Genomic DNA, 22,425 nt, shown 5'->3' with positions numbered 1-22,425 from the left:
CTGGCCACGCGCTACGACAAACTCGCCACCATCTACCGATCAGCGGTCGTCCTCCACGCCGTGACCACCTGGACCAAAACATTGTCAGACACGCACTAGTCCGGTTCAGCCCATGACGCGACCGGAAGAGCGAGATACACACCGACATGGAAGTCGTTGGGCAAGGTTTCCTTCGCACGGTCCAGAATGTCGTCAACGCGCCTCTGACGGTCTCCTGCTCGGGACGGAAACCACTTCGACTTCACCTCGATGAGCACGTCGAGTTCAAACCGGTCAATCGGGCCGACGTCATGGAACCGCAGAACTACGTCACCGCCCTGTAAATCGCCATCGTACGGCTCCTCTGGACACTCAACTGCCAGAGAAACGCTGTGCGGAAGGGTTTGGGCGAGGTCCTGCCTTGTTCGGCGGCCGACACGGTCGCCACAGGTAACATCAATGATTGGCATTCGTCCATCCTCGGTTATCCCAAGGCTACTTCGCCACCTGGAAACGCTACGACAGCGTCGCACTTGTCACACACCGAGCTCGCCGTCCGCCCCGCCCCGTACACCACGAGGTCGCGAGCTACGAATGGCCTGCGTGGTGGCTCGAACCTGTCGGACTCGGCACCATCACCTCGATCATCGACCGCTGAGCACTCGCGAGCACCTGAAATCGCGATACCACCTCAGGCCCACAGCACACCATGGAACCGTTTGTCAGACACGCTGTAGGTCGCGTCCGACAATCCCGTCGCCTGCTGCGCGGGACCAGCGCGGCCCCGAGCAGTGCCGCAGCTCCCGCTGGGGCCTACAGGGACGCCAGCACCGACCGGAGAGCATCGATCACCCGGTCCTGGGTGTCGGCCGGCAGGGAGGGGTACATGGGCAGCGAGAAGATCTCACCGGACAGCCGCTCGGTGACCGGCAGGCTGCCGGTGCCGTAGCCGAGGTGGGCGAAACCCTTCATGGTGTGCACCGGCCACGGATAGCTGACGTTCAGGCGAATGTCGTGGCCGGCCAGCGCCTCCAGGATGTCGTCGCGCCGCGGGTGCCGCACGACGTAGAGGTAGTACACGTGGCTGTTGCCGTCGGCCACGGTGGGAAGAACGAGTCCCGAGTCGGCCAGCCCTGCGGCGTACCGGTCGGCGATGGCCTGCCTACGGGCGATGTAGTCGTCGAGTCGGACGAGTTTGCGCCGGAGGATCTCGGCCTGTACCTCGTCGAGCCTGCTGTTGTGGCCGGGCGTCTCGACGACGTAGTAGGTCTTCTCCATCCCGTAGTAGCGCAGGCGCCGTAGTGCGGCGTCGACGTCGTCGCGCCCGGTGAGCACCGCACCCCCGTCGCCGTAGGCGCCCAGCACCTTCGTCGGGTAGAACGAGAACGCGGCCGCATCACCCATCGACCCGGCAACCGTGCCCGCCGCGCGGGCGCCGTGAGCCTGTGCGCAGTCCTCGAGCACGACCAGGCCGTGGGTATCGGCGAGCCGCCGCAGGGGCTGCATGTCGACACACTGGCCGTACAGGTGCACGGGCAGCAGGCATCGGGTCCGGTCGGTGATCGCATCGGCCACCTGGCCGGTGTCCATGAGATAGGTGCTCTCGTCGACGTCGACGAACACCGGCGTGGCGCCGACGGCGTCGATGGCCACGACGGTGGGCGCGGCCGTGTTGGACACGGTGATCACCTCGTCGCCGGGGCCGACCCCGAGCGCGCGCAGGCCGAGGGCGACGGCATTGGTGCCGTTGTCGACACCGACACAGTGCGCCGTGCCGTGGTACTCGGCGAATTCCCGTTCGAACGACGAGACGCTCTCGCCGAGCACGAGCCGGCCGGAGGAGAAGACGGTCTCGACGGCGTCGAGGATGTCCTCGCGCTCGTCGCGGTACTCGTTGAGATAGTCCCAGACCAGGGTGGTCGCCATCGTCATCCTTCGGCTCGCGCGTGGTGGCGCCAGCCTAGGGGCGCACGGGCCGCCTCGGGCAACCCCTAACCCGCCCACTGGGGTGCCTGCCTCGGAACAGGCCCGGACGGTTCAGACCACTACTCCGGATCGCGCAATCCGCCGTGCGACGCGGCTTTCGCGGCGGTTAGGGGTACTCGATCGCGCGCGGGCACTTCTACGGTGACGGCACCGCTCGTGGTGTAGCCGCACGGTCCCCCGACCACCCGAGCCGAACTGAGGTTCTTTCCGCATGACGAGCACGATTCTGTTTGTGTGCCACCCCGATCACGGGCACGTGGTGCCGACGTTGGCGATGGCGGCGGAACTGGTGCGCCGCGGTCACGACGTGACCTACCTGACGGCGCCGAGCATGCGGGACGTCGTCGCCGGTACGGGTGCCGCCGTCGCCACATACGAGTCGCGTTATCGCGACGCCGACTTCACCGAGCTCGAGAACGACCCCGGATACCTGATGTCGGTGCTGCTGGACGAGAGCGAGGCGATCCTCGAGGCGGCACTGGCGGACGGATCCGACTCGGCCGGCCTCGGTCCCGTCGACTGCGTCGTCTACGACACCTCGGTGCTGTACGCGGGACGCGTGCTGGCGCGGGTCTGGGACTGCGAGGCGGTGCAGACCGTCCCGTTCTTCGCCTCGAACGAGAAGTTCTCGTACCTCAACGCGATGTACAACGACGAGGGTGGCCAGCGGCCAGCCGAACAGCGGCCCACCGAGATGCCGGAGTGGGTCACCACCACGATGGTGCGGATCGGCACCCTGTGCGCCCGGTACGGACTCGACGTCGCGCCGCACGAACTGTGGTTCGAGGTCCCCGACCGCAGCGTGGTGACACTGCCGCGGGAGTTCCAGTACGAGGGGGACTCGTTCGACGACCGCTTCGTGTTCACCGGACCGTGCATCGGTGACCGAGGATTCCTCGGCGAGTGGGAGCCGCCCGCGGGAGACACCCCGATCGTGCTGGTCTCCCTCGGCGCGGTGTTCAACGAGCACCGGGACATCTTCGCGCGGTGCATCGACGCGTTCCGCGGGCGCGACTGGCACGCGGTCGTGACCGTGGCCGACGGCATCGAACCAGCCGAACTGGGCGAGCTTCCCCCGAACGTCGAGGTGCATCGCTGGGTGCCGCACGTTGCCGTTCTCCGGCACGCCGCACTGTGCGTCACGCACGGCGGGATGGGCACGGTGCTGGAGGCGCTGAGCTGCGGGACGCCGCTGGTGTGCGTACCGACGTCCGCGCTCGACCGGCCGACGGGCTGGCGCATCCGGGACCTCGGACTCGGCAGGCTCGTCGACCCGGAACGGCTCGATCCCGCCACGTTGGCCGAGGCTGTCGAGGCGGTCCTGTCCGACCCGGTGGCCGCAGCGACCGCGAACCGGTTTCGCACGGTCATCGCCGAGGCAGGCGGCGCCGAGCGGGCCGCCGACGTGATCGGCGGACTCTGATGACCGGTGCCGAGATCCGGATCATGGGACCCGTTCGCGTCCTGAGTGGAGGCAGCGAGGTTCGGCTCGGTGGTGCCAGGGAAAAGGCGGTACTCGCCAGCCTGGTCCTCGAAGCGAACCGGGTCGTCAGTGTCGACCGGCTCATCGGTGCGATCTGGGGAGGGGATGCGCCCTCGAGCGCGCGGAACCAGGTCGCGATCTGTGTGTCGCGGTTGCGCAGGGCGCTCAGGGGCGTCGGCCTCGACACGGCGGTCACGACGGCGAGTCCCGGCTACCTGATGCGGCTCGAGGACGACGCGGCGGACTGGCTGCGGTTCGGTTCGCTGACGGGCAGGGCCGCGGCGAAGACCACGGCGGGCGACAAGCTCGCCGCGGTGGCCCTGATGCGGGAGGCGTTGCAGCTGTGGGAGGGCATGCCGTTCGACGACCTTCCCGGGTTGCGGATCGAGGCACACCGGCTGCACGAGGCGCGGCTCGACGCGATCGAGACGTGTGCGGAGCTGGAGCTCGACCTCGGCAGGCACGAGCGGGTCGTCGCCGACCTCTCGGCGGTCGTGGCCGACCAGCCGCTGAGGGAACGGGCCAGGGCACAGCTGATGCTCGCGCAGTACCGGGCCGGCCGCCGCGCCGATGCGCTGCGCACGTATCAGGACGCGCGCCGGGTGCTCGTCGAGCAGATCGGCCTCGAGCCCGGTCCGCATCTGCGAGAACTGCACGAGCGCATCCTGAGGGATGCACCCACGTTGGCCAGGCCGGGCATCGAGGCCGCGTCCCGCACCGGCAACGCGACCGGGGTGGGGCCCTCGGCCCGGTCCGGCCCGGCCGAGCGGGCGGACCGCGCAGGCGTTCCGTCGCAACTGCCACGGCGGCCGGTCCCGTTCGCCGGCCGCAGGGACGAGCTGGGTGAACTGGACGATGCGCTGTGCGGCTCGGAAGAGACGGCGGGCACGATCGTCGTCAGTGGCCCGGCCGACGTCGGCAAGACCGCACTGTCGCTGACCTGGGCGCACCAGCGAGCCGGCCGATTCCCCGACGGCCAGCTGTTCGCGACCTTGCGCGACGACCAGGGCAGGCCCGTGGCGGCCGGGACCGTACTCGAACGTTCCCTGCGAGCGATGGGGATCGCCGAGCACGCCATTCCCGCGGATCTCCAGGAACGGATCGCGTTGTACCGCAGCACCGTGGCCCGCCGCCGGATGCTGGTCGTGCTCGACGACGCGGCCTGCGAGAGTCAGGTGCTGCCGTTGCTGCCCGGTTGTTCGGGAACCCGCGTCCTGGTGACCAGCCGCGAGCGACTCGACGAACTGGTCGTGCGGCAAGGTTCGGCACGGCTGCCGTTGGGGCCCTTGCAGCCGGGCGAATCACGGGAACTGCTCGCGCTGTTGCTCGGCCGGAGCTGGGTCGACAGCAGCCCCCACACGGCGGGTCGGCTGGCCGGGATGGCGGGCGGCAATCCGTTGTCGCTGCGCCGGGCCGCGGCGGGGATGTCCTAGCGGCGCGCGGGCTCGCCTCCCCGTAGGCCGGAGGAGGTGCGAGGGTGGCGGGTTTCGCGGTCAGTGGCTCCGGCTCAGGACGTCGTCGAGGGCCTCGACGAGCGCGCGCCGCCCGTCGAGGACGTTCCCGTCGGTGCCGGCGTAACGCCACGCGACGTGTCCGTCGGGGCGCACGAGTACGGCCCCCGTCGTCGACGTGCCGTACGCCTCCGTCCAGCCGGGTGCGCAGAGTCCGCCTCCCGTCGGCAGGCCGGGGTCGAGTTCCACGGGCACGACGTGGTCACCGGTGCGGGCGGCCACGTCGGCGGCGATGTCCGACCAGCCACTGCCCGGCGTCGTGAACAGCGTGAACCCGGTGCCGAGGAGGTCCAGAGTGGACATTCGTGCGCCTGCGCGATGCACGGTCACATGGGGCGCGCGGTGCCCCGGACGGGCGGTCGGGACATAGGTGCGATACGGGTCGTCGGGCTGAGGCGGCGGCGAACCGTCGCCGACGACCGCCGCGGAGTCGTAGTGGAAGCCGAGGACGAGTCCTTCGCTGCTACGGCGCCCTGCCTGCAGCGCGATGGCCTCGGCCATGGTCAGTTCGCCCTCCATCATGCGGAAGGTGATCAGCGCGTTGGTGAGGCTCTCACCCACGGTGCGCTCACCGATCGGCCGGCGTTCGGGGCCGTAGGTGTCGAGCAGACCCTCCCCGGCGTGCCCCTTGTGGACGGCGGCGATCTTCCACACGAGGTTGTGGGCGTCCTGAATGCCGCAGTTCATCCCGAAACCGCCCTGGGGGGTGCTCACGTGTGCCGAGTCCCCGGCGAGGAATATCCGGCCGTCGCGGTAGCTCCGTGCGGTCACGGCCTGTTGCAGCCACGGCATCGTCGCGATCAGTGTCACGTCCAGTTCGCCGATGCCCACGGCCTCCCGGACGATCTCGGTGCAGAACTCGGGGGTGAAGTCGTCGGCGCTGCCACCCTCGGCCGGGTCGTATCCGGTTTGGACGAGCCACCTGCGGTCGTTGTCGACGGCCTCGACCGCGCAGGGGATCGTGCTGCGGAGGAAGTAGAGCGCACACCTGCGATCGTGAAGCAGATCTCCGATGTCGGCCTCGAACATGATGCTGATCATGTGCCCGATGGGAGGCGGGCCGTCGACTCCGATGGCGAGTCGCTCTCGGATCGAACTGCGCGCCCCGTCCGCGGCGATCACGTAGGCGCTGCGCACCTCGGCCGTGGCACCGGACGACTCGATCGTCGCCGACACCCCGTCTCCGTCCTGGGAGAACGCGGTCATCGTGGTCGCGAAGCGGACATCGGCGCCCGGGAGGGTCTCCGCCGTGCGCTTGAGGATCACCTCGAGTTCGTCCTGGGCGCAGATGTAGGCGTAGGTGGGGCTCTGCGGCGCGTCCGCCGCGATCGGCGCGGTCTCCCGGTGGAAGTCGTCGGCGGTGAGCGAGGTTCCGACACCGACGGCGAGACTGTCCTCTCTGGGCAGACCGGCACGCTCCACCTCGTCCTGAAGTCCCCACGACCGCAGCAGTTCCATGGTGCGGGTGGACACCAGCCGTGCCTTGGGGAAGATGGACGTTCCCGCATGCTTCTCGACCAGCAGCGAGGTCAGTCCGTGCCGCGAGCACTCCAGCGAGGCGCTCAAGCCGACCGGTCCGCCGCCGACGATGAGCACGTCCACCTCGATGTCAGCCATGAAGCGAGCCTGGAGCAGTCCGGCCGACGGGGTCAAGATGCTGATATTCGCGTGATAACGCGGTGAAAACCGCGCGCAGTACGTTCGGCGACAGCAGTTCGGCCCGACAGCACATCCGGGCATCAGCGATGCGGGGCGGCAGTGTCCCCGTACCGGATGTCCCCCGTGGAGACGTGAATGTTCGCAGCTGGTTCGGTGGCTCTGGTCACCGGAGGTTCCCGCGGACTGGGCAAGGCGGTCGCCTTGGACCTGGCCGCGCACGGGAACCACGTGGTGGTCAACTACTCGCGTTCGGAGGATTCGGCCACGCAGCTCGTCGCGCGCATCGAGGCCGAGGGCGGTTCGGCATCGGCCGTGCGGGCCGACGTCACCGACGAAACGGCCGTGCGCGAGATGTTCCGCTCCGTACGTGGTGAACACGGCCGCCTCGACGTCCTCGTCACGAGCGCGGGGATCACGCGCGACCGGCACCTGGTCGCGATGAGCGGCGAGCAGTTCGACGAAACGATGGACATCAACATGAAGGGCACGTTCCATGCGTGCCGCGAGGCGATGCGCATCATGCAGCATCAGCGCAGCGGCTCCATCGTGACGCTCAGTTCGGCGAGCGGGCTCGACGGCGGGTTCCCGGGACAGACCAACTACGTGGCCTCGAAGGGCGCGATCATCGCGTTCAGCAAGGCGCTCTCGTACGAGGCCGCGCCGTACGGCGTGCGGGTCAACGCGGTGGCCCCCGGCTTCGTGGAGACCGACATGACGAAGGCGATCCCGGCGAAGCTGCGCGAGACGTACGCCTCGCGGATTCGCCTGGGACGCATGGGCAAACCCGAGGAGATCGCCCACCTCGTGACCTTCCTGGCCTCGGACAAGGCGTCCTACATCACCAGCGAGACCTTCATCGCCAACGGCGGCGGACTCGGCTGACCACCCCGGCATTTCCGATCAGTCCAGCACCTTCGGAGGAGACCTGTGACCATCGACGAACTCCGTGCCGCGGCCGCCGCCCGGCAGCAGACGTGCTCGCGGATCAAGAAGATGATCGTGTCCCGCCTCGACCTGCCCATCGACGCGGACTGGATCACCGACGACCAGCCGCTGTTCGGCCGGGGACTGGAACTCGACAGCCTTGACGTGCTCGAGCTCTACGTCGCCATCGAGGCCGAGTTCGACGTCGCGCTCTACGACAGCGACATGTCGGTGTTCGGTTCCGTGTCGCGGCTGGCCGAGCACGTCGATCCGTCGTTGCCGAAGACCGAGCCCGGCGCGGCGTCCGCGGTATGACACGCGACCGGGATTCCGTGTCAGGCACAGCTGTGAGCGAGGCATCCGCAGTGCCGGAGGTGCTGACCGACCTCGGTAACGAACGGATCCGGGAGATCCTGCCGCACCGGTGGCCGATGCTGCTGGTGGACCGCGTCGAACGGGTCGAGCCGGGTCTGCGTGCCACCGGGGTGAAGAACGTGGCGGCCACCGAACCGTGGTTCCAGGGGCATTTCCCGGACGAGGCCGTGTTCCCCGGCGTGTTGGTGACGGAGTCCCTGGCCCAGCTGTCGGGCGTGGTGTTCGCACTCGCCGGCGCAGGACCCATCGGTTACCTCACCGGGGTGCGGTCGATGCGGTTCCGCCGCCCCGTCCGTCCTGGCGATGCGCTGCGCCTCGCGACGGAGCGGTCCGCGGGCGGGCGCGGATTCTGCGAGTACAAGGTCAGCGCGCGAGTGGACGGTTCGGTGGTCGCGGAGGGGTCGATCACCCTCGCCGATCCGTCCGCGACCAACGGAAAGGTGTGACAACCCATGTCTGAGACCCAGAGCAGCGCCTCCCCGAGCCCCACGTCGCCGCTGAGCGGTACGTACCCGGACACGACGGTGTACGGCGCGGTGGGGGACGCCGTCGTCGCGATGCGTTACGCGGCACTGGCCGACGAGTACGAGGCGATCCGGCATCGCAGCGCCGTGTTCGACCTCGCAGGCACGCCGCTGATCGAGATCACCGGCGATGACGCCACCGACTTCGCCCAGCGGGTCCTGGGCAGGGACGTCGAGTTCCTCACCGCCGAGCGCTGCATGACCAGCCTGGTGCTCACCGCCGACGGTGCGGTCGTCGACCAGGTCGAGGTGTGGGGCAGGGAGGACGGTCTGCTGCTGGCGGGGTCGGTGGGCGCGGGGCCACGACTGCTGGAGCACCTCCACGCCGAGGCCGGCAACGGGGTGAGCATCACCGATCGATCGGACGAGCTGGCGCTGTTGGCCTTCGAGGGCCCCTACGCGTGGGGTGTCGTCGGACGGCTCATCGACGGCGAGCTCGCCGCGCTGCCGTTCGAGTCCGTTGTGGACGCATCGTGGGACGGCGTGGACATCGTGTTCGCCCGCACCGGTGCGACCGCGGAATACGGCTACAAGGTGCTCGTCGCCGCCGATGCCGTCGAGAAGTTGTGGACCCTCGCGACCGCCGAGGCCACGCCGGCGGGATACGAGGCACTGGAACTGGCGATGCTCGAGGTGCGCCAGCCGATCACGCGCTTCGAGGCGGCCGGGGCCGACGTCGTCGAGATGGGAGCAGGCTGGCTCGTCGACATCACCAAGGACGACTTCGTCGGCAAGGACGCCGTCCAGGCAGCCTTCGCGTCGCCGGACACCAAACGCACGGTCGGCTTCTCCGGCTCCACGTCCCTGCCCGAGCGGGGCGCGGCAGTGCTGGCTGGCGGTGAGGTCGTGGGCGAGGTGGTGCACGCCGTGCACAGCGTCGCGCTGGGCACGACCCTCGGTCTCGCCAGGGTGACTCCCGACCTCGCGGCGGCAGGGCTGACGCTGACCGTCGGCGACGCCGAGGTGACGACATTGACCAGTCCGTACGTCACGCCGAAGAGCTGGAGCACCCCGATCATCTGACGGGCTGTTCACGGATCGAGGAGACACCATGGTGTTGCGCCCTGTCGTGATCACGGGGGTCGGCGTCATCTGTGCGGCCGGTCGCGACTCCGGCGAGTTCTGGCAGACGCTGGTCGCGGGCGAGTCGGGGATCTCGGCCGTCCGGGACGAGCGGTTCGCCGCGTTCGACGCCCGGTTCGCCGGCCAGGTACCCGACGAGTGGATCGACGACCAGCTGCCCGCGGCCGACCACGAACTCGACCGCACGGCGCGCCTCGCACTCGTCGCCGCACGGCAGTCCGTCACACACGCGGGCCTGGCCGACGTGCCCTCCGACCGGTTCGGAGTGGTGCTCGGCAAGTGCCAGGCGACGCCGGCAGGGGACGGCGCGTATCAGCCGATGCACGCCACGGCCGACATCGTGGCCGGCAGACTGGCGGCGGGCGGGCCACGGATCCTCGTCTCGACCGCGTGCGCAGCAGGCGGCAACGCGGTGGGACTGGCCAGGGACAAGATCCTCACCGGAGAGGCCGACGTGGTGCTCGCAGGCGGGGTCGACCCGCTGCTGTTCGGCACGTACGCCGGATTCGCGGGCCTGCAGGCGCTCAGCACGGGTCCGTGCGCCCCGTACAGCCGCTCGGAAGGGTTGAACCTTGGCGAGGGTGCGGCGTTCGTGGTCGTCGAGCCGCTCGACGCCGCGCTCGCACGGGGAGCGGAGCCGCTCGCCGAGGTCGCGGGGTACGGGTTGTCCGCCGACGCCTACCACGCGACCGCGCCGGATCCGACCGGACGCGGCGGCACGAGCGCGGTGCGCCGCGCGCTCGCGGACGCGGGGCTGGGCGCCGACGACGTCGACTACGTCAACGGCCACGGCACCGGCACCCCGGCCAACGACGCCATGGAGAAGAAGGTCATGCGGACCGTCTTCGGCGAGCGCGCCGCGTCGGTGCCCACGAGCAGCATCAAGTCGTTCATCGGGCACACCCTCGGCGCTGCGGGTGCGGTCGAGGCGGTCGCCAGCGTGCTGGCCCTGCGCAACGGCACGGCGCCGCCGACGATCGGGTTCGGCGAGGAGGACGTGGCCTCCGCACCCCTCGACTTCGTACCCAACACCGCACGTGAGCTGGACATGGATGTCGTCGTGTCCAACAACTACGCGTTCGGGGGCAACAACGCGTCCCTCGTCCTGCGCACACCGGGTCCGCAGCGGGATTTCGACGAGCTGCCGGAACCGGACGTCGTCGTGACCGGACTGGGGCCGGTGCTTTCGCTCGGCATCGGCGTGGACGAGTTGTCGACGGCGCTCGGCGAGCGGCGCCGCGTGCACGGCGGCGAACCGTCGCTCGAGGGCCGCACGTTCGCCCCGCGGTCGGTCTGGCGGCACATGAATCGGTTGTCCCGCATGGCCATCGCCGCCTCGCGACTCGCCTGGGACGACGCGGGACTGAAGCTCGGCAGGGCCGGGCTGGAGAACGTCGGCGTCGTGTTCGCGACGGCGGCGGGCTCGGTGGAGAGCACGTTCGGCTTCGACGAGAGCGTGTTGGCCAATCCGACGAAGCCCGCGGTGCTGAGCTTCTCCAACGTCGTGCTCAACGCGACCGGCGGTGCCGTGTGCCAGACCCTGGGCCTGCGGGGTGTGACGACGACGATCTGCAACGGCAACGCGTCCGCCTCGATCGCCCTCGATTGTGCCGTCGAGGCGATGCGCTGCGGCAAGGCCGATGTGGTGCTCGTCGTCGCCGCGGACGAGGCGCCGGACGGTCCGGGCGCGGTCTGCCTGGTGGTGGAGTCGGCCGAGCACAGCGCCTCGCGTGGCAACGTGCCCTATGCCCGGGTGCGCGGATCCGCCCACGCGTCGGTGATCGGTGAGCACGAACGCGGCCTCGTCGAACGCGGCATCGGTGCGGTCGGGGCGCATGCGGCCGACCTCGTCGTCGCCTCGGGGGCGCACCTCGGCGACCCGGCGGAGCAGGAGGCCGTCGCGGCCGCGTTGCCTGCTGCACCGGTCACGGGCTCGGCTGCGCTGACGGGCGACCTGCGGTCGGTTACGGGGGCACTCGACCTGGCGGTGGGTGCACTGGCGATCCGGGACGGCGTGGCTCCCGCGACCGCCCCGGCAGGCGGTGACCCGACGGTGGCGTCCGCCCTGGTGCTGGGGTCGGCCCCCGGCTCGGTGCGGGGCGCCACGTTGCTGGAGGCCGTATGACGGGCTTCGACGTCGCCGAGACCGATCGGCTGCTGTCGACGACCCGGTCGGTACGGCGCAGGCTCGACCTCGACCGGCCGGTGGCACGCGAGCTGATCGAGGAGGCCCTCGAGGTCGCGGTGCAGGCGCCGAACGCCAACGACCACCAGTCGTGGCGGTGGGTGGTCGTCACCGACGACACGCTGAAGCAGGAGCTGTCGGAGGTCTTCGACACCTCGTGGCGGTTCCACCGGCGTGAGGTCTGGACCAACTCGGGCAGGCGTAGGACCAGCCGCGCGGCACAGCGCAACAACGAGTCGGCCGAGACGCTCGCGAGGAACATCGCCCGCGTTCCGGTTCTCGTGATCCCGTGTGTGCTCGGCAGGCCGCCGGACATCTGCGAGGTCGATGCGGAATGGCTCCGCAGCCGTCCGCAGGACGAGCAGACCGCCCGCCAGGACGTCCGGCTCGGGGCGATGCGTGCCAGCACGTTCTACGGGTCGATCTTCCCCGCGATCTGGTCGTTCCAGCTCGCTCTCCGCAGCCGGGGCCTCGGCAGCACCATCACCTGCATGCACCTGCCGTTCGAACGCCGGGTCGCCGAGCTGCTCGGCATCCCCGGCGGCGTCACCCAGGTGTGCATGGTGCCCGTCGCCCACACCGTCGGCGGTGACTTCGCACCGGCGAAGCGGCGTCCGGCTGCCTCCCGCACGAGCTGGGAGGGATGGCAGGCATGACGACGGCGAACTGCGACGTGGCGATCGTCGGGGGCGGAGTCGCCGGCACGGCGGCCGCGGCATACCTGAGCGCGAACGGCCTCTCGGTGGTTCTGCTGGAACGGCAGGAGGCCTACTCCGACCTCGTGCGGGGCGAGTGGTTCGCCCCCTGGGGCGTGCAGGAGGCGCAACGCCTCGGCGTCGACGAGGCCGTTGCGTTCGGGGGCGGGTGGGAGATCCGCGAGTGGACGCAGTGGGACGAGGTCGTCGCACCGGACGAGGCCGTCACCGTCGACATGACCGGTTTCGTCCCCGGAGCCGGCGGCCCGCGGGGCTTCCCGCATCATCTGGTGTGCGAGGCCATCGCCGAGCAGGCCGCCGAGAGCGGTGCCGAGATCGTCATGGGTGCCGCCGACTGCACCGTCGAGGCCGGCCCGGAGCCGGTCGTCCGCTACCGCGCGGACGGTGAGCACGTCGAGCTGCACGCCCGAATCGTGGTCGGCGCCACCGGGACCAACTGCCGCGTCGGCAGGCAGGTCGGCCTGCCGATGAGCACCACGGTCGACCACTGGGGTGCGGGTCTGCGGGTCGAGGGCCTCGCCGACTGGCCCATGGACGTGCAGGCGATGGGCACCGAGGGCGAGCGCAACTTCATGGTCTTCCCGCAGGGCGACGGGTTGGCCCGGCTGTACCTCAACTATCCGACGAGCAGGCGTCACCAGTACCGCGGCGACGGGGGAGTCGAGCGGTTCCTGGCCGGCTTCGCGTTGGATTCCCTTCCCGACGGTGGCAAGTCCGTGTACGCAGCGGCCCGCCCGATCGGGCCGCTGAAGGAGTGGCCCGCGATCACCTACCGGCCCCAGCGCGACATCGTGACCGACGGCGTCGTGCTGGTCGGCGACGAGGCCGGAACATCCGACACCGTGCTCGGCGTCGGGCTGTCGTGCGCAATGCGGGACGTGCGGATCGTGTCCGACATCCTGCTCGCCGAGAGCGAATGGACCCCGGAGATCTTCCGGTCCTATCAGGACGAACGGCGCTTCCGGATGGAGCGCCTGGTGTTCGGCGCCTCGGTCATATCCCGGCTGCAGTGCGAGTTCGGTCCCGAGGCCACCGCGCGCAGGAGGCGGGTTCGCGCACTCATGGACGAGAACTCGGCCGCTCAGGTTCTCGGCCTGCTCAACATGGTCCCGCCGGAGGAAGTCCCGGAGTTCGGCTTCAGCGAGTTCTTCGTCGAGCGTCTGTTCAGGGAGACGGTATGACCAGCACCACGCAGTCGTTGCTCACCGATTCCGTGCACGTCAACGGGGTCGACATCGCCTACGTCGACAAGGGCGAGGGCGACCCGGTGGTCCTGCTGCACGGCTTTCCCGACTCGCACTACCTGTGGCGCCACCAGATCGACCCGCTCGTGGAGGCGGGACACCGCGTGATCGTGCCCGATCAGCGTGGTTTCGGGGAGTCGAGCAAACCGCAGGACGTCGAGTCCTACGACATGCGCACCCTCGTCAACGACATCGTGGGTCTGACCCAGCACCTCGGGATCAGCAGGGCACACCTGGTCGGACACGACTGGGGAGCGGCGATCGCCTGGATGTACGCGTTCCTGATGCCGCGTCGGGTGGACCACCTCGCCGTGTTCTCGGTCGGTCATCCGGGCGTGTTCGCCACGCCGACGATCGAACAGCGCAAGGCCAGCTGGTACATGCTCTTCTACCAGTTCCCCGGTGTCAGTGAGGAACTGTTGCGCCGCAACGGATGGCGCCTGTTCAAGGAGATCATCGGCAGTGACGGCGACCACCGCCGGTATCCGAGGGAACTCGCCAAGCCGGGTGCGCTCACGGCGGCACTGAACTGGTACCGGGCGAACCGGTCCCCGGAGTCCGAACTGCGTGTCGAGCGGAACTTCCCGCCGGTGCTGGCCCCGACACTCGGGGTCTGGTCGACGGGCGACCAGGCGCTGCTGGAGGAGGGCATGACGGGCTCGCAGAAGTTCGTCAAGGGCCCGTGGCGCTACGAACGGGTCGAGGACGCCGGACACTGGATCCCGCTCGACCAGCCCGCGCTGACCACCGACCTCCTGCGCGGTTTCCTCGGCTCGATGCGATCGGCCGCGGCGCCGTCCCGCCGGCGCAGGCTGTGACCGGCAGGGGAGGGCTGCGGTGATCGGTTTCGTGTTCCCCGGCCAGGGGACCGTGCGCGTCGGCATGGGTGGATGGTTACGCAAGGAGGCCGCCGCGGCTCCCGTGTGGACACAGGCCGACGAGACCGGAGACGATCTGACACGGCTGTGTTCGCGTGGCCCGTTGGCCAGGCTGGTCGACACTCGCAACGCCCAGCCGGCCGTGACGGCGTGCAACCTGGCCGCGCTGGCGGTGCTGCGCGACCGGGGCGTGGCTCCCGACGTCGTGGCGGGTCACAGTGTCGGCGAGCTGAGCGCGCTCTGCGCCGCGGGCGTACTCGAGCTGGGCGAGACGCTGCGCCTGGTCGCCGACCGCTCGGAGTTGATGGCACAGCTGCCCGGCCGCGGCGTCATGAGCTCGGTCCTGGGACTTCCGGTGGCCAGGGTCGAGGAACTGGCCGGGGAGGCATCCCGGCCGGGCGAGCCGTTGGTGGTCGGCCTCGACAACGCCGAGGACCAGGTGGTGGTCTCCGGTGCGCCGGAGGCACTCGAGCGGTTCACGGCTGCGGCCACCGACGCGCGCAGTATCACGGCGTTGAAGGTCAGCCACGCGTTCCACTCTCCGCTCATGGCGGGCGCCGTCGACGCGTGGGCCGAGACCGTACGGGCAGCGCCGTTGCGGCCGCCGCGGATCCCCGTCGTACCGAACGCCACCGGCGAACCGACCACAGACCTGCGGGTCATCACCGACGCACTGATCGACCAACTGGTCGCCAGGGTCCAGTGGACGCGCACGATGACCGCCTTCTCCGCGATGTCCACTGTGGATCGGTGCGTGGAGGTGGGCGACAGCAAGGCACTCACCGGCATGTTCCGAACCGTCGGTGTCCGCTGCGTGAGCATGTCCGACCCGGGCGCGCTGCGCCGACTGATCCCGGGTGGTGCCCGATGAGCTGCCCGGGAAGCGCCAGTGCCGCGGTGCCGTTCGACGACGTGCGCGGGCCGGTCGAGCTCGTCGCGCCGATGCCGGTGGAACACGTCTTCACGCGAGCCGAGCGGCTGAGGTCGGGCCGGGGCAGGACCGTGCAGCACTGGGCGGGCCGGCTCGCGGCGAAGTACGCGGTGCTGCGGTTGCTCGGCGTGCCCGTCGGGGAGCAGGCGCTCGGTGCGGTCGAGGTCCTGCCACGTCCGTCGCCGATGTGCCGGCGCACCGCCGCGTGCGCGCACGGGCACCCGCCCGCGGTGCGGTTGACCGGAGTTCTGCGGGATCGTGTCGCGCCTGGCCGCCGGGTCGGAGTGTCGATCAGCCACGGATCCGGGATTGCCGTGGCCGTCGCCTTGGAATCCGCGCTGCTGCCCGAGGACACCGAACCCGACGGAGACGGGCAGGTGCGGCGATGAGGGACCTGGCACGGCGGTGGCTGGATGCCTGGCGCGCGGGCAACGTCGCGGACGTCCTCGCGCTGACGGAGTCCTTTTCGGACCCGGACACCGGCGGGGCACTGTCGGGAGCGCGGCTCGAGGCCCATCTGGAGGCTGTGTTCGACCGTTTTCCCCAGAGGCAGATGGAGGCCGACCCGGCCGCCGCGGCGGCCACCGAACACACGATCGTGCTCGACTGGACCGTCACCGCCGCGCAGCGCGGCACGTACCTCGGCATGCCGGCTGCCGGAGGGCATGCCTCGGTCAGCGGCGTCGACGTGCTGCGGAGAGTGGGCGAGCGGGTCGCGGTCACGCGCCACTTCGACCGGCTCGCGCTCGCCGAGTCGCTCGGCCACGCCGCGCGGTTCCTTCCGCGCACCGCCGACGGCTTCCAGTACGGCATCAGCATGGGCGCAGGCACCGGACGTGCGATCGCTCCCGGCGCGCTGACCCTCACCTGGCTCGACGTCGCCGATGAGGCGGAGGGCGCCGACGTCAACCAGCTCACCTACGAGGTCGTCAAGTCGCTGCGGCACAGCAAGGGGTTCCTCGGGGCGGCGATCTTCGAGATCGGCGACCGCCGGTACACCCTGAGCGTCTTCGACTCGCTGTCCGCGGTCCGCGCGGTACACGCACGACCCCACCAGCGCGCCATGCGGCGGTTCTTCCGCGGCGGACTCTGCACCGGGGCCTACACCAGCGTGTGGTCGCTCGAGCGCGACAGCCTCTACCTGCGCTGCCCCGTCTGTCACGGGGTGGTGTCGGCCGATCAGACCTGCAGCTGCGCAGGCGGCGGCGACAGCGAGCGCGACCGCAACGCCCCACCGCAGGCCGGCCCCCTGTTCCCGCGACCCGAGGAGTGACCCCGTGTCCGTCTTCACCGCAGAACATCGCAACCCCACGGGGGACAGGCCGCTGGTGGTGTTCATGTCCGCGCTGTTCGCCGGCAAGTGGATCTGGGACCACCCGTTCACCGAACTCGATCGGGCCGGACACCCCGTCCTGCGGATCAACGAGGCGATCTGCGCGGTCGAACCGAAGGTGGCAGGCTCGATCGAACGGCTCGGCGACGAGCTGCTCGCCGCATGTGACGAGGCAGGCGCACGGGACGTGGTCGTCTGCGCGAACTCCCTCGGCGGCCTCGTCGCCATCGACCTCGCGGGCCGCTGTCCCGAGCGGGTACGGGGCATCGTCGTCAGCGGTGCCCCCGGGCTCAGCACCGAACCCGACGTCGGATTGAGCATGGACCGCAGGGGCAGTGTGAAACTGGCATCCGACCAGTTCCGCGAGCGGATGCTCGCGGCCCTCTTCCACGGCGAGCCCCTGTTCACCGAACAGCAGATCCAGGAGACCGGAGAGCTGCTCGGCACCGGATCGGCCATGGTCGCGATGGCCCGCAGCCTGCGCGCGACCCGCACCTACGCCGTACCGGCGGGGCTGGACAAGGTGCAGTGCCCTTCGCTGTACGTGTGGGGAGCCCACGACCGCATGACCCCGGTGGACCCATGGGCCGAGCTCGTGGCCGAGCAGGACCGGGCCGAGTTCGTGACCGTCGCCGAATGCGGGCACATCCCGATGGTCGAACGCCGCGAGACCTACACCGGGCACCTCGTCCGGTTCCTGGACCGGGTCGCCCCGTGACGGCCGGCACGGTGTTGTTCGGTGTCGACGTGCTCGACATCCGCAGGATCGTCCGGGCCATCGACTACAGCGGAAGCGCGTACGTCCGCCACGTGGCAGCCGACGACGAACTGTTGCCGGACCCGGACGTCGCGGTGGCCACGGCGGCGACGGTGGCGGTCAAGGAAGCGTTGATCAAAGCCGTGGGCGGCCGCCCACCCGGCTTCACCTGGCACGACTTCGCCCGTCGGCCGAATCCCCCCGACCTTCCGGAATCGAGTCGGTTGCTCGGTGAGCTCGCCCCGCAGATCACCCGGGACACCGGCATCACCCTCGGCGCGCAGTGCACCTACCGAATCCGCGGCGCCAGCCACGACGCGGCTCTCGCCCGGCTCGGTGTCACCGCCACGGACGGGCCGTCCGTGGCCGGCGTGGCGCGTTGGGGACGCAGGGACGACACCGTCGTCGCCCTCGCCGTCCTCGTCCCGACAACAGCGAAGGAGTCCTCATGACCACATCGACCGATTCCGAGATCCTCGTCGCCGCGGGCGAGTCCGTGCAGGCCGCACTCGACACCGCGGGGGAGGGGACCGTCGTCCGGCTCGGCGAGGGCACGTTCGCCGAGAACCTGTCGGTGACCACCTCGGGCGTACGCCTGGTCGGTGCGGGCAGCGGGCGGACGGTACTGGTGCCCGGCGCCACCACGACGGCGACGTCGATCCCGCCGCTGCACGACGCGCCTGCCGACGTGGTCAGCGGCATCGCGCTCCACGGCGTGCGCGACATCGCGATCGAGGGGCTCACCGTCCGCGGGTTCAGCGGTGCCGGCGTCTACGCCCACAGCTGCCACGGCGTGCGCCTCACCGACGTGGAGGCCGACGGCGACCGCGTGTGGGGTCTGTACCTGCGCGAGTCCGCCGATCTGCGCGTGGAGTCCTGCAGCGCGCGCGGAAGCCAGTACGCAGGCGTGGCGTTCGCGTTCTGCGCCGCGGCCGACGGAGTGGTCACCGGAACCGAAGCCACCGGGTCCGCGTTCGGCGTGTTCGTCGACAACTCCAGCGGGGTGCGGGTCGTCGGCAACCGGTGTCACGGCAACGCCGCGGGAATCCTGCTGCTGCACCAGACCTACGAAGGCGAACTGCCCGGAGGCGTCCGGGACTGCCTCGTCTCGGACAACGACGTTCGGGCCAACACCCTCGCCGCCGGTGGCGAGGCGCCCGACGCACTCGGGGCGGCGGGCCCGCCGATCTCCGGGGTCGGGATCGCCGCGATCGGCACGCAACGGGTCACCGTCGTCGGTAACCACGTCCACGATCACCGGCCGACCGGCGAGACCGTCATGCCGGGCGCCGTCGTCCTGGCCAGCTCCGCGGACTGGGGCGGCTCCGACGCGGTGGACAATACCCTCGAATGGAACACGATCACCGGTAACGAACCGTTCGACGCGCTGGTCGCGACCGACCCGTCGGCCCAGCGGTTCCGCAACAACGTGATCGGCACGTCCGAGCCCGCACAACTCGACGACCATGCGCCACAGGGGACGGTATGACCTTTGCGCTGACCTGCGAGAACCTGGTCAAGCGGTACGACGGGACGGCCGTGGTCGACCACGTCGGCTTCCACATCGACACCGGCGAGGCCTACGGCCTGCTCGGCCCGAACGGTGCCGGCAAGACCACGACGATCTCGATGCTGGTGGGCCTTCTGCGCCCCGACGAGGGTTCGGTGCACGTGGGCGGTATCGACCTGGCCTCGGACCCCATCGCGGCCAAACGGCTGATCGGGTACGTGCCGCAGGAGATCGCGCTGTACCCGGAACTGACGGCACGGGAGAACCTGCGCTACTTCGGCAGGCTCTACGGACTCGGTCGCCGCAGGCTCGCCGTCCGCATCGCGGAAGTCCTCGAAGCCGTGGGCCTCACCGAACGCGGCGACGACAAGGTGCAGACCTACTCCGGCGGTATGAAACGCAGGGCCAACATCGGCGTGGCACTGCTGCACGAGCCGCGACTGCTGATCCTCGACGAACCGACCGTCGGCGTCGACCCGCAGAGCAGGGTCGCGATCCTCGACAGCGTCGAAGGGCTCGTGGCCGACGGGATGAGCATGCTCTACACCTCCCACTACATGGAGGAGGTCGAACGGGTCTGCACCCGCGTCGGGATCATCGACAAGGGCCGGGTCGTCGCCGACGGCACCCGGCGAGAGCTGGTCGCGGAACTCGGGGGCACCGACAAGGTGGACCTGGTACTCGAGGGCGACGTGGACACGGCGGCCGCCAAACTCCGCACCGTCGAAGGGGTGACCGACGCGGCCGTGACGGGACAGAACACGGTGCGCCTGCTGGCGGTCGGCGGCAGGCATCTGCTGCCTGCGTTGCTCGCCGCGGTCGAAGGGACCGCCCAGGTCACCGGTGTCGAGGTGATCGAGCCTGACCTCGAGGCGGCGTTCCTCCACCTGACCGGCAGCACGCTGCGCGACTGACATGTCCGGACGGAACGCGCCGGGACGGAACACGTAAGGGGTTGTCGGTAGGTGTCGACGAAACTCGCGGCGCTCGCGGTGGTCGCAGGGCACGAGATCAGGGCGCGCCTGCGCGACGGCACGGCGGTGCTGATCGCCTTCGTCGCACCGGTCGTGCTGGCGACGCTGTTCGGTGTCGCTCTGGGCGGAGAGGACGATCAGCCGCTCGACACGACGATCGGCGTCGTCGACAACGACGGCGGTGACATCCCCGCAGCCGTCCAGCGCGAGGCCATGGACAACGACCAGCTGCGCGACATGCTTCGGTTCGAGCGCCTTCCCGACACCGCCTCGGCCAGGCACGCGGTCGACGAGGGCTCCGTCGGCGCGGCGATCGTCTTCGACGCGGGGTTCAGCGACAGCGTCAGCTCGGGCCGCGGCGGCGAGGTGGCGGTCCTCGAGTCCAACGAGGCGCCTTACGCAGGGGTGGTCGCCCGCAGCCTCGTCGACCAGGTCTCCTCGCTCGTCGGCGCCCGCACCCTGGCGGTCGACGTGTCGCTCGCCGCGGGCGTGCCGCCCGACCGCGTGGCCGACTTCGTCCACGAGAACGGTGCCGACGGCCCGGCGCTGACCCTGTCCGACGACACGGTCGCCGGCGCGGAGGTGGGCATGACCGTCCACTACGGCGCGGGTATGGCCGTGATGTTCGCGTTCTTCGTGGCGGGCACGTCGGCGCGGGCCCTGCTCACCGATCGTCAGCTCGGCACCCTCGACCGGATGCGCGCCGCCCCGGTGCCCGCGTGGGCACCGCTCGCGGGCAAGGCCGTGGTGGGCTTTCTGCTCGCGCTCGTCAGCATGTGCACCACGTGGCTGTCCTCCGAGCTGATCTTCGGGGTGAGCTGGGGAGCACCGGCCGCGGTACTGCTGCTCCTGCTCGCCCACGTGTTCGCAGCGACCATGCTCGTGCTGCTCGTGGCCAGCAGAGCCCGCACCGACGCCCAGGTCGACGGGTACGTGCTGGGGCTGGCCTTCGTGCTCGCGCTGCTCGGCGGCAGCATCGTGCCGGTCTACGACCTGCCCGACGTCCTGCAGGCCGCGGCGCTCGTGACCCCCAACGGCTGGGTGTCGCGGGGACTCGGTGAGCTCGCCGTGGCCGGATCCGGCGTGGGCGACGTCGCGCTCCCGATCGTGGTGCTGCTCGGCATCGGTGTCGTGGCGGGCGTCCCCGCGTTCCTGCGTTTCTCGAAGGGACGGTTCGCATGAGGCCGAACCAGCCACGCCCGATCGTCGCGCTGGTCGTGGCGAACCTGCTTCGGCAGGCACGAGACAAGGTCGGCCTCTTCTTCATGGTCGTCATGCCGTTCGTGACGATCCTGTTCGTCGGTATGGCGATGGGCGGTGCTTCCGGCGACGACGAGCTCCCCGTCGCCGTCCACGGTCCCGGCGGCGACCCGACCACGACGGCCGTGGTGGCCGAACTCGAACGCGGGGACAAGGTGCGGGTCGTGGCCGCCGACTCCGAGGAGGAGGTGCGCGACGAGGTGCGTACCGGAGGGGCGGTCGCGGGCCTCGTGATCCCGCGAGACGGCAGCGACCTCGACCTCGTCATGGCGCAGAACACCGGCACGAGCATGGCCGCACGCAGCGAGATCGACGCCGCTGTCGGCAGGACCGCGGCCGTCCTCGAGGCCGAACGCGCTGCCCGCAAGGCCGGGGCGACACCCGACCAGGCGAAGCGGTACGTCGAGCAGGCACAGCAGCGCGGGGTCGACGGGTCGGTCACGATCCGAGGCGACGGGGCGAGGGGCGAGGCCGACACGCCCACCGGGTTCGCCTACACCGCACCGGCGAACCTGTTGCTGTTCACGTTCATCAACTCGATGGCCGTGGCCGCCGCACTCGTCGAGAGCAGACGACTCGGCATGGTCCGCCGGTCCGTCGCCGCACCGCTCGGCAGCGGCCGGATCCTGCTCGGGGAGGCGGTGAGCAGGTTCGTGGTCGCGCTGGCGCAGTCGTTGCTGATCATCGTCGTCAGCTGGGCGCTGTTCGGGGTCGTCTGGGGTGATCCCGTCGGTGTGGCCGCGGTCGTGTGCGCGTTCAGCCTCGTCGCGACCGGTGCCGCGATGCTCGTCGGCGCGCTCGTGCGGTCACCGCAGCAGGCTCCCGCGATCGGACCGCCGCTCGGCATCGTGCTGGGCATGCTCGGTGGTTGTCTGTGGCCACGCGAGGTGGCGGGCGAACCGCTGAACACGATCGGCTACCTCTTCCCACATTCGTGGGGCATGGACGCACTGCTGACCTTGAGCGAGCCGGGCACCGGCATCGCCGACGTGTGGTCGGAGGTGCTGGTGATCGGCGGGATGGCCGTCGTCGTGCTCGGCCTCGCGCTCGTGGTGTTCCGTCGCCGCGCCGTCGTCGTGACCTGAGGGCAGTGCCCACCGGGTGCGCATCTGT

22 protein-coding genes are annotated in these 22,425 nt (G+C 70.3%); 19 read left to right on the top strand and 3 right to left on the bottom strand.

Annotation, left to right across the window (positions count from 1 at the left end):
* Positions 1-95 precede the first annotated feature (95 nt).
* Positions 96-449 carry a hypothetical protein gene (locus IF64_RS26475; RefSeq protein WP_084705697.1) on the bottom strand — a complete coding sequence of 118 codons (354 nt, stop codon included), beginning with the start codon at positions 447-449 and terminating at the stop codon, positions 96-98.
* 343 nt (positions 450-792) lie between these two features.
* Entirely contained in the window at positions 793-1,905 is a 1,113-nt protein-coding gene (locus IF64_RS0106765; RefSeq protein WP_030531152.1) for a DegT/DnrJ/EryC1/StrS family aminotransferase, read from the bottom strand.
* Between the two features lie 271 nt (positions 1,906-2,176).
* Here IF64_RS0106765 and IF64_RS0106760 point away from each other — a divergent pair, with 271 nt between their 5' ends.
* Both IF64_RS0106760 and IF64_RS0106755 read left to right on the top strand, forming a co-directional pair.
* A complete protein-coding gene (locus tag IF64_RS0106760) occupies positions 2,177-3,388 on the top strand; it encodes a macrolide family glycosyltransferase (protein WP_030531151.1) in 1,212 nt (403 codons plus the stop codon).
* On the top strand, positions 3,388-4,881 hold the full coding sequence (locus IF64_RS0106755; RefSeq protein WP_030531150.1) for an AfsR/SARP family transcriptional regulator: 1,494 nt from the start codon (positions 3,388-3,390) through the stop codon (positions 4,879-4,881). The genes IF64_RS0106760 and IF64_RS0106755 overlap by 1 nt, the downstream gene beginning before the upstream one ends.
* A gap of 60 nt (positions 4,882-4,941) precedes the next feature.
* On the opposite strand, the gene IF64_RS0106750 is transcribed toward IF64_RS0106755, so the two are convergent.
* Complete coding sequence (locus tag IF64_RS0106750; protein WP_030531149.1) at positions 4,942-6,576, bottom strand: FAD-dependent monooxygenase; 1,635 nt, start codon at positions 6,574-6,576, stop codon at positions 4,942-4,944.
* A gap of 177 nt (positions 6,577-6,753) precedes the next feature.
* On the opposite strand from IF64_RS0106750, the gene fabG reads away from it, so the two are divergent.
* Genes fabG through IF64_RS0106665 form a run of 17 tightly spaced genes read left to right on the top strand, consistent with a single transcriptional unit; the run spans position 6,754 to position 22,397 of the window.
* Positions 6,754-7,500, top strand: a complete 747-nt coding sequence (gene fabG, locus IF64_RS0106745; RefSeq protein WP_030531148.1) for a 3-oxoacyl-ACP reductase FabG — start codon at positions 6,754-6,756, stop codon at positions 7,498-7,500.
* Between the two features lie 45 nt (positions 7,501-7,545).
* The gene (locus tag IF64_RS0106740) at positions 7,546-7,857 is read left to right on the top strand and encodes an acyl carrier protein (protein WP_048808013.1); all 312 of its coding nucleotides are present in this window, start codon (positions 7,546-7,548) and stop codon (positions 7,855-7,857) included.
* A 32-nt stretch (positions 7,858-7,889) separates the two neighbouring features.
* Positions 7,890-8,363 carry a 3-hydroxyacyl-ACP dehydratase FabZ gene (gene fabZ, locus IF64_RS0106735; RefSeq protein WP_246134748.1) on the top strand — a complete coding sequence of 158 codons (474 nt, stop codon included), beginning with the start codon at positions 7,890-7,892 and terminating at the stop codon, positions 8,361-8,363.
* Positions 8,364-8,369: 6 nt separating this feature from the next.
* On the top strand, positions 8,370-9,464 hold the full coding sequence (locus tag IF64_RS0106730) for a glycine cleavage T C-terminal barrel domain-containing protein (RefSeq protein ID WP_036875825.1): 1,095 nt from the start codon (positions 8,370-8,372) through the stop codon (positions 9,462-9,464).
* Between the two features lie 28 nt (positions 9,465-9,492).
* Positions 9,493-11,649 carry a beta-ketoacyl-[acyl-carrier-protein] synthase family protein gene (locus tag IF64_RS0106725; protein ID WP_030531144.1) on the top strand — a complete coding sequence of 719 codons (2,157 nt, stop codon included), beginning with the start codon at positions 9,493-9,495 and terminating at the stop codon, positions 11,647-11,649.
* On the top strand, positions 11,646-12,365 hold the full coding sequence (locus tag IF64_RS0106720) for a nitroreductase family protein (RefSeq protein WP_030531143.1): 720 nt from the start codon (positions 11,646-11,648) through the stop codon (positions 12,363-12,365). Before IF64_RS0106725 ends, IF64_RS0106720 begins: the two co-directional genes overlap by 4 nt.
* Positions 12,362-13,606, top strand: coding sequence for an FAD-dependent oxidoreductase (locus IF64_RS0106715; RefSeq protein WP_030531142.1), 1,245 nt, complete (start codon positions 12,362-12,364; stop codon positions 13,604-13,606). Before IF64_RS0106720 ends, IF64_RS0106715 begins: the two co-directional genes overlap by 4 nt.
* Positions 13,603-14,487 carry an alpha/beta fold hydrolase gene (locus IF64_RS0106710; RefSeq protein WP_030531141.1) on the top strand — a complete coding sequence of 295 codons (885 nt, stop codon included), beginning with the start codon at positions 13,603-13,605 and terminating at the stop codon, positions 14,485-14,487. Before IF64_RS0106715 ends, IF64_RS0106710 begins: the two co-directional genes overlap by 4 nt.
* Positions 14,488-14,506: 19 nt before the next feature.
* Complete coding sequence (locus tag IF64_RS0106705) at positions 14,507-15,418, top strand: ACP S-malonyltransferase (protein WP_030531140.1); 912 nt, start codon at positions 14,507-14,509, stop codon at positions 15,416-15,418.
* Positions 15,415-15,867 (top strand): holo-ACP synthase, encoded by a 453-nt coding sequence (locus IF64_RS0106700; RefSeq protein WP_030531139.1) that lies wholly within the window; start codon positions 15,415-15,417, stop codon positions 15,865-15,867. The genes IF64_RS0106705 and IF64_RS0106700 overlap by 4 nt, the downstream gene beginning before the upstream one ends.
* The gene (locus IF64_RS0106695; RefSeq protein WP_030531138.1) at positions 15,864-16,751 is read left to right on the top strand and encodes an ester cyclase; all 888 of its coding nucleotides are present in this window, start codon (positions 15,864-15,866) and stop codon (positions 16,749-16,751) included. The genes IF64_RS0106700 and IF64_RS0106695 overlap by 4 nt, the downstream gene beginning before the upstream one ends.
* A gap of 4 nt (positions 16,752-16,755) precedes the next feature.
* Positions 16,756-17,529, top strand: a complete 774-nt coding sequence (locus IF64_RS0106690) for an alpha/beta fold hydrolase (RefSeq protein ID WP_030531137.1) — start codon at positions 16,756-16,758, stop codon at positions 17,527-17,529.
* On the top strand, positions 17,526-18,020 hold the full coding sequence (locus IF64_RS0106685) for a holo-ACP synthase (protein ID WP_030531136.1): 495 nt from the start codon (positions 17,526-17,528) through the stop codon (positions 18,018-18,020). The genes IF64_RS0106690 and IF64_RS0106685 overlap by 4 nt, the downstream gene beginning before the upstream one ends.
* On the top strand, positions 18,017-19,057 hold the full coding sequence (locus IF64_RS0106680; protein ID WP_030531135.1) for a right-handed parallel beta-helix repeat-containing protein: 1,041 nt from the start codon (positions 18,017-18,019) through the stop codon (positions 19,055-19,057). Before IF64_RS0106685 ends, IF64_RS0106680 begins: the two co-directional genes overlap by 4 nt.
* Complete coding sequence (locus IF64_RS0106675; RefSeq protein ID WP_030531134.1) at positions 19,054-19,992, top strand: ABC transporter ATP-binding protein; 939 nt, start codon at positions 19,054-19,056, stop codon at positions 19,990-19,992. Before IF64_RS0106680 ends, IF64_RS0106675 begins: the two co-directional genes overlap by 4 nt.
* A 51-nt stretch (positions 19,993-20,043) precedes the next feature.
* Positions 20,044-21,234 carry an ABC transporter permease gene (locus tag IF64_RS0106670; RefSeq protein WP_030531133.1) on the top strand — a complete coding sequence of 397 codons (1,191 nt, stop codon included), beginning with the start codon at positions 20,044-20,046 and terminating at the stop codon, positions 21,232-21,234.
* On the top strand, positions 21,231-22,397 hold the full coding sequence (locus IF64_RS0106665) for an ABC transporter permease (RefSeq protein ID WP_030531132.1): 1,167 nt from the start codon (positions 21,231-21,233) through the stop codon (positions 22,395-22,397). Before IF64_RS0106670 ends, IF64_RS0106665 begins: the two co-directional genes overlap by 4 nt.
* Positions 22,398-22,425: the final 28 nt, after the last annotated feature.

This window comes from Prauserella rugosa (assembly GCF_000719975.1).
GTDB lineage: Bacteria > Actinomycetota > Actinomycetes > Mycobacteriales > Pseudonocardiaceae > Prauserella > Prauserella rugosa.
This window is presented reverse-complemented; position numbering and strand designations above follow the sequence as displayed.

Bases quoted from the DNA above. Each gene is read 5' to 3' on its own strand.
- IF64_RS0106730 (WP_036875825.1), top strand. From the start codon at position 8,370: ATGTCTGAGACCCAGAGCAGCGCCTCCCCGAGCCCCACGTCGCCGCTG.
- IF64_RS0106720 (WP_030531143.1), top strand. From the start codon at position 11,646: ATGACGGGCTTCGACGTCGCCGAGACCGATCGGCTGCTGTCGACGACC.
- IF64_RS26475 (WP_084705697.1), bottom strand. From the start codon at position 449: ATGCCAATCATTGATGTTACCTGTGGCGACCGTGTCGGCCGCCGAACA.
- IF64_RS0106665 (WP_030531132.1), top strand. From the start codon at position 21,231: ATGAGGCCGAACCAGCCACGCCCGATCGTCGCGCTGGTCGTGGCGAAC.
- IF64_RS0106715 (WP_030531142.1), top strand. From the start codon at position 12,362: ATGACGACGGCGAACTGCGACGTGGCGATCGTCGGGGGCGGAGTCGCC.
- IF64_RS0106755 (WP_030531150.1), top strand. From the start codon at position 3,388: ATGACCGGTGCCGAGATCCGGATCATGGGACCCGTTCGCGTCCTGAGT.
- IF64_RS0106750 (WP_030531149.1), bottom strand. From the start codon at position 6,576: ATGGCTGACATCGAGGTGGACGTGCTCATCGTCGGCGGCGGACCGGTC.
- IF64_RS0106760 (WP_030531151.1), top strand. From the start codon at position 2,177: ATGACGAGCACGATTCTGTTTGTGTGCCACCCCGATCACGGGCACGTG.
- IF64_RS0106700 (WP_030531139.1), top strand. From the start codon at position 15,415: ATGAGCTGCCCGGGAAGCGCCAGTGCCGCGGTGCCGTTCGACGACGTG.
- IF64_RS0106710 (WP_030531141.1), top strand. From the start codon at position 13,603: ATGACCAGCACCACGCAGTCGTTGCTCACCGATTCCGTGCACGTCAAC.
- fabG (WP_030531148.1), top strand. From the start codon at position 6,754: ATGTTCGCAGCTGGTTCGGTGGCTCTGGTCACCGGAGGTTCCCGCGGA.
- IF64_RS0106675 (WP_030531134.1), top strand. From the start codon at position 19,054: ATGACCTTTGCGCTGACCTGCGAGAACCTGGTCAAGCGGTACGACGGG.
- IF64_RS0106680 (WP_030531135.1), top strand. From the start codon at position 18,017: ATGACCACATCGACCGATTCCGAGATCCTCGTCGCCGCGGGCGAGTCC.
- IF64_RS0106725 (WP_030531144.1), top strand. From the start codon at position 9,493: ATGGTGTTGCGCCCTGTCGTGATCACGGGGGTCGGCGTCATCTGTGCG.
- IF64_RS0106695 (WP_030531138.1), top strand. From the start codon at position 15,864: ATGAGGGACCTGGCACGGCGGTGGCTGGATGCCTGGCGCGCGGGCAAC.
- IF64_RS0106765 (WP_030531152.1), bottom strand. From the start codon at position 1,905: ATGGCGACCACCCTGGTCTGGGACTATCTCAACGAGTACCGCGACGAG.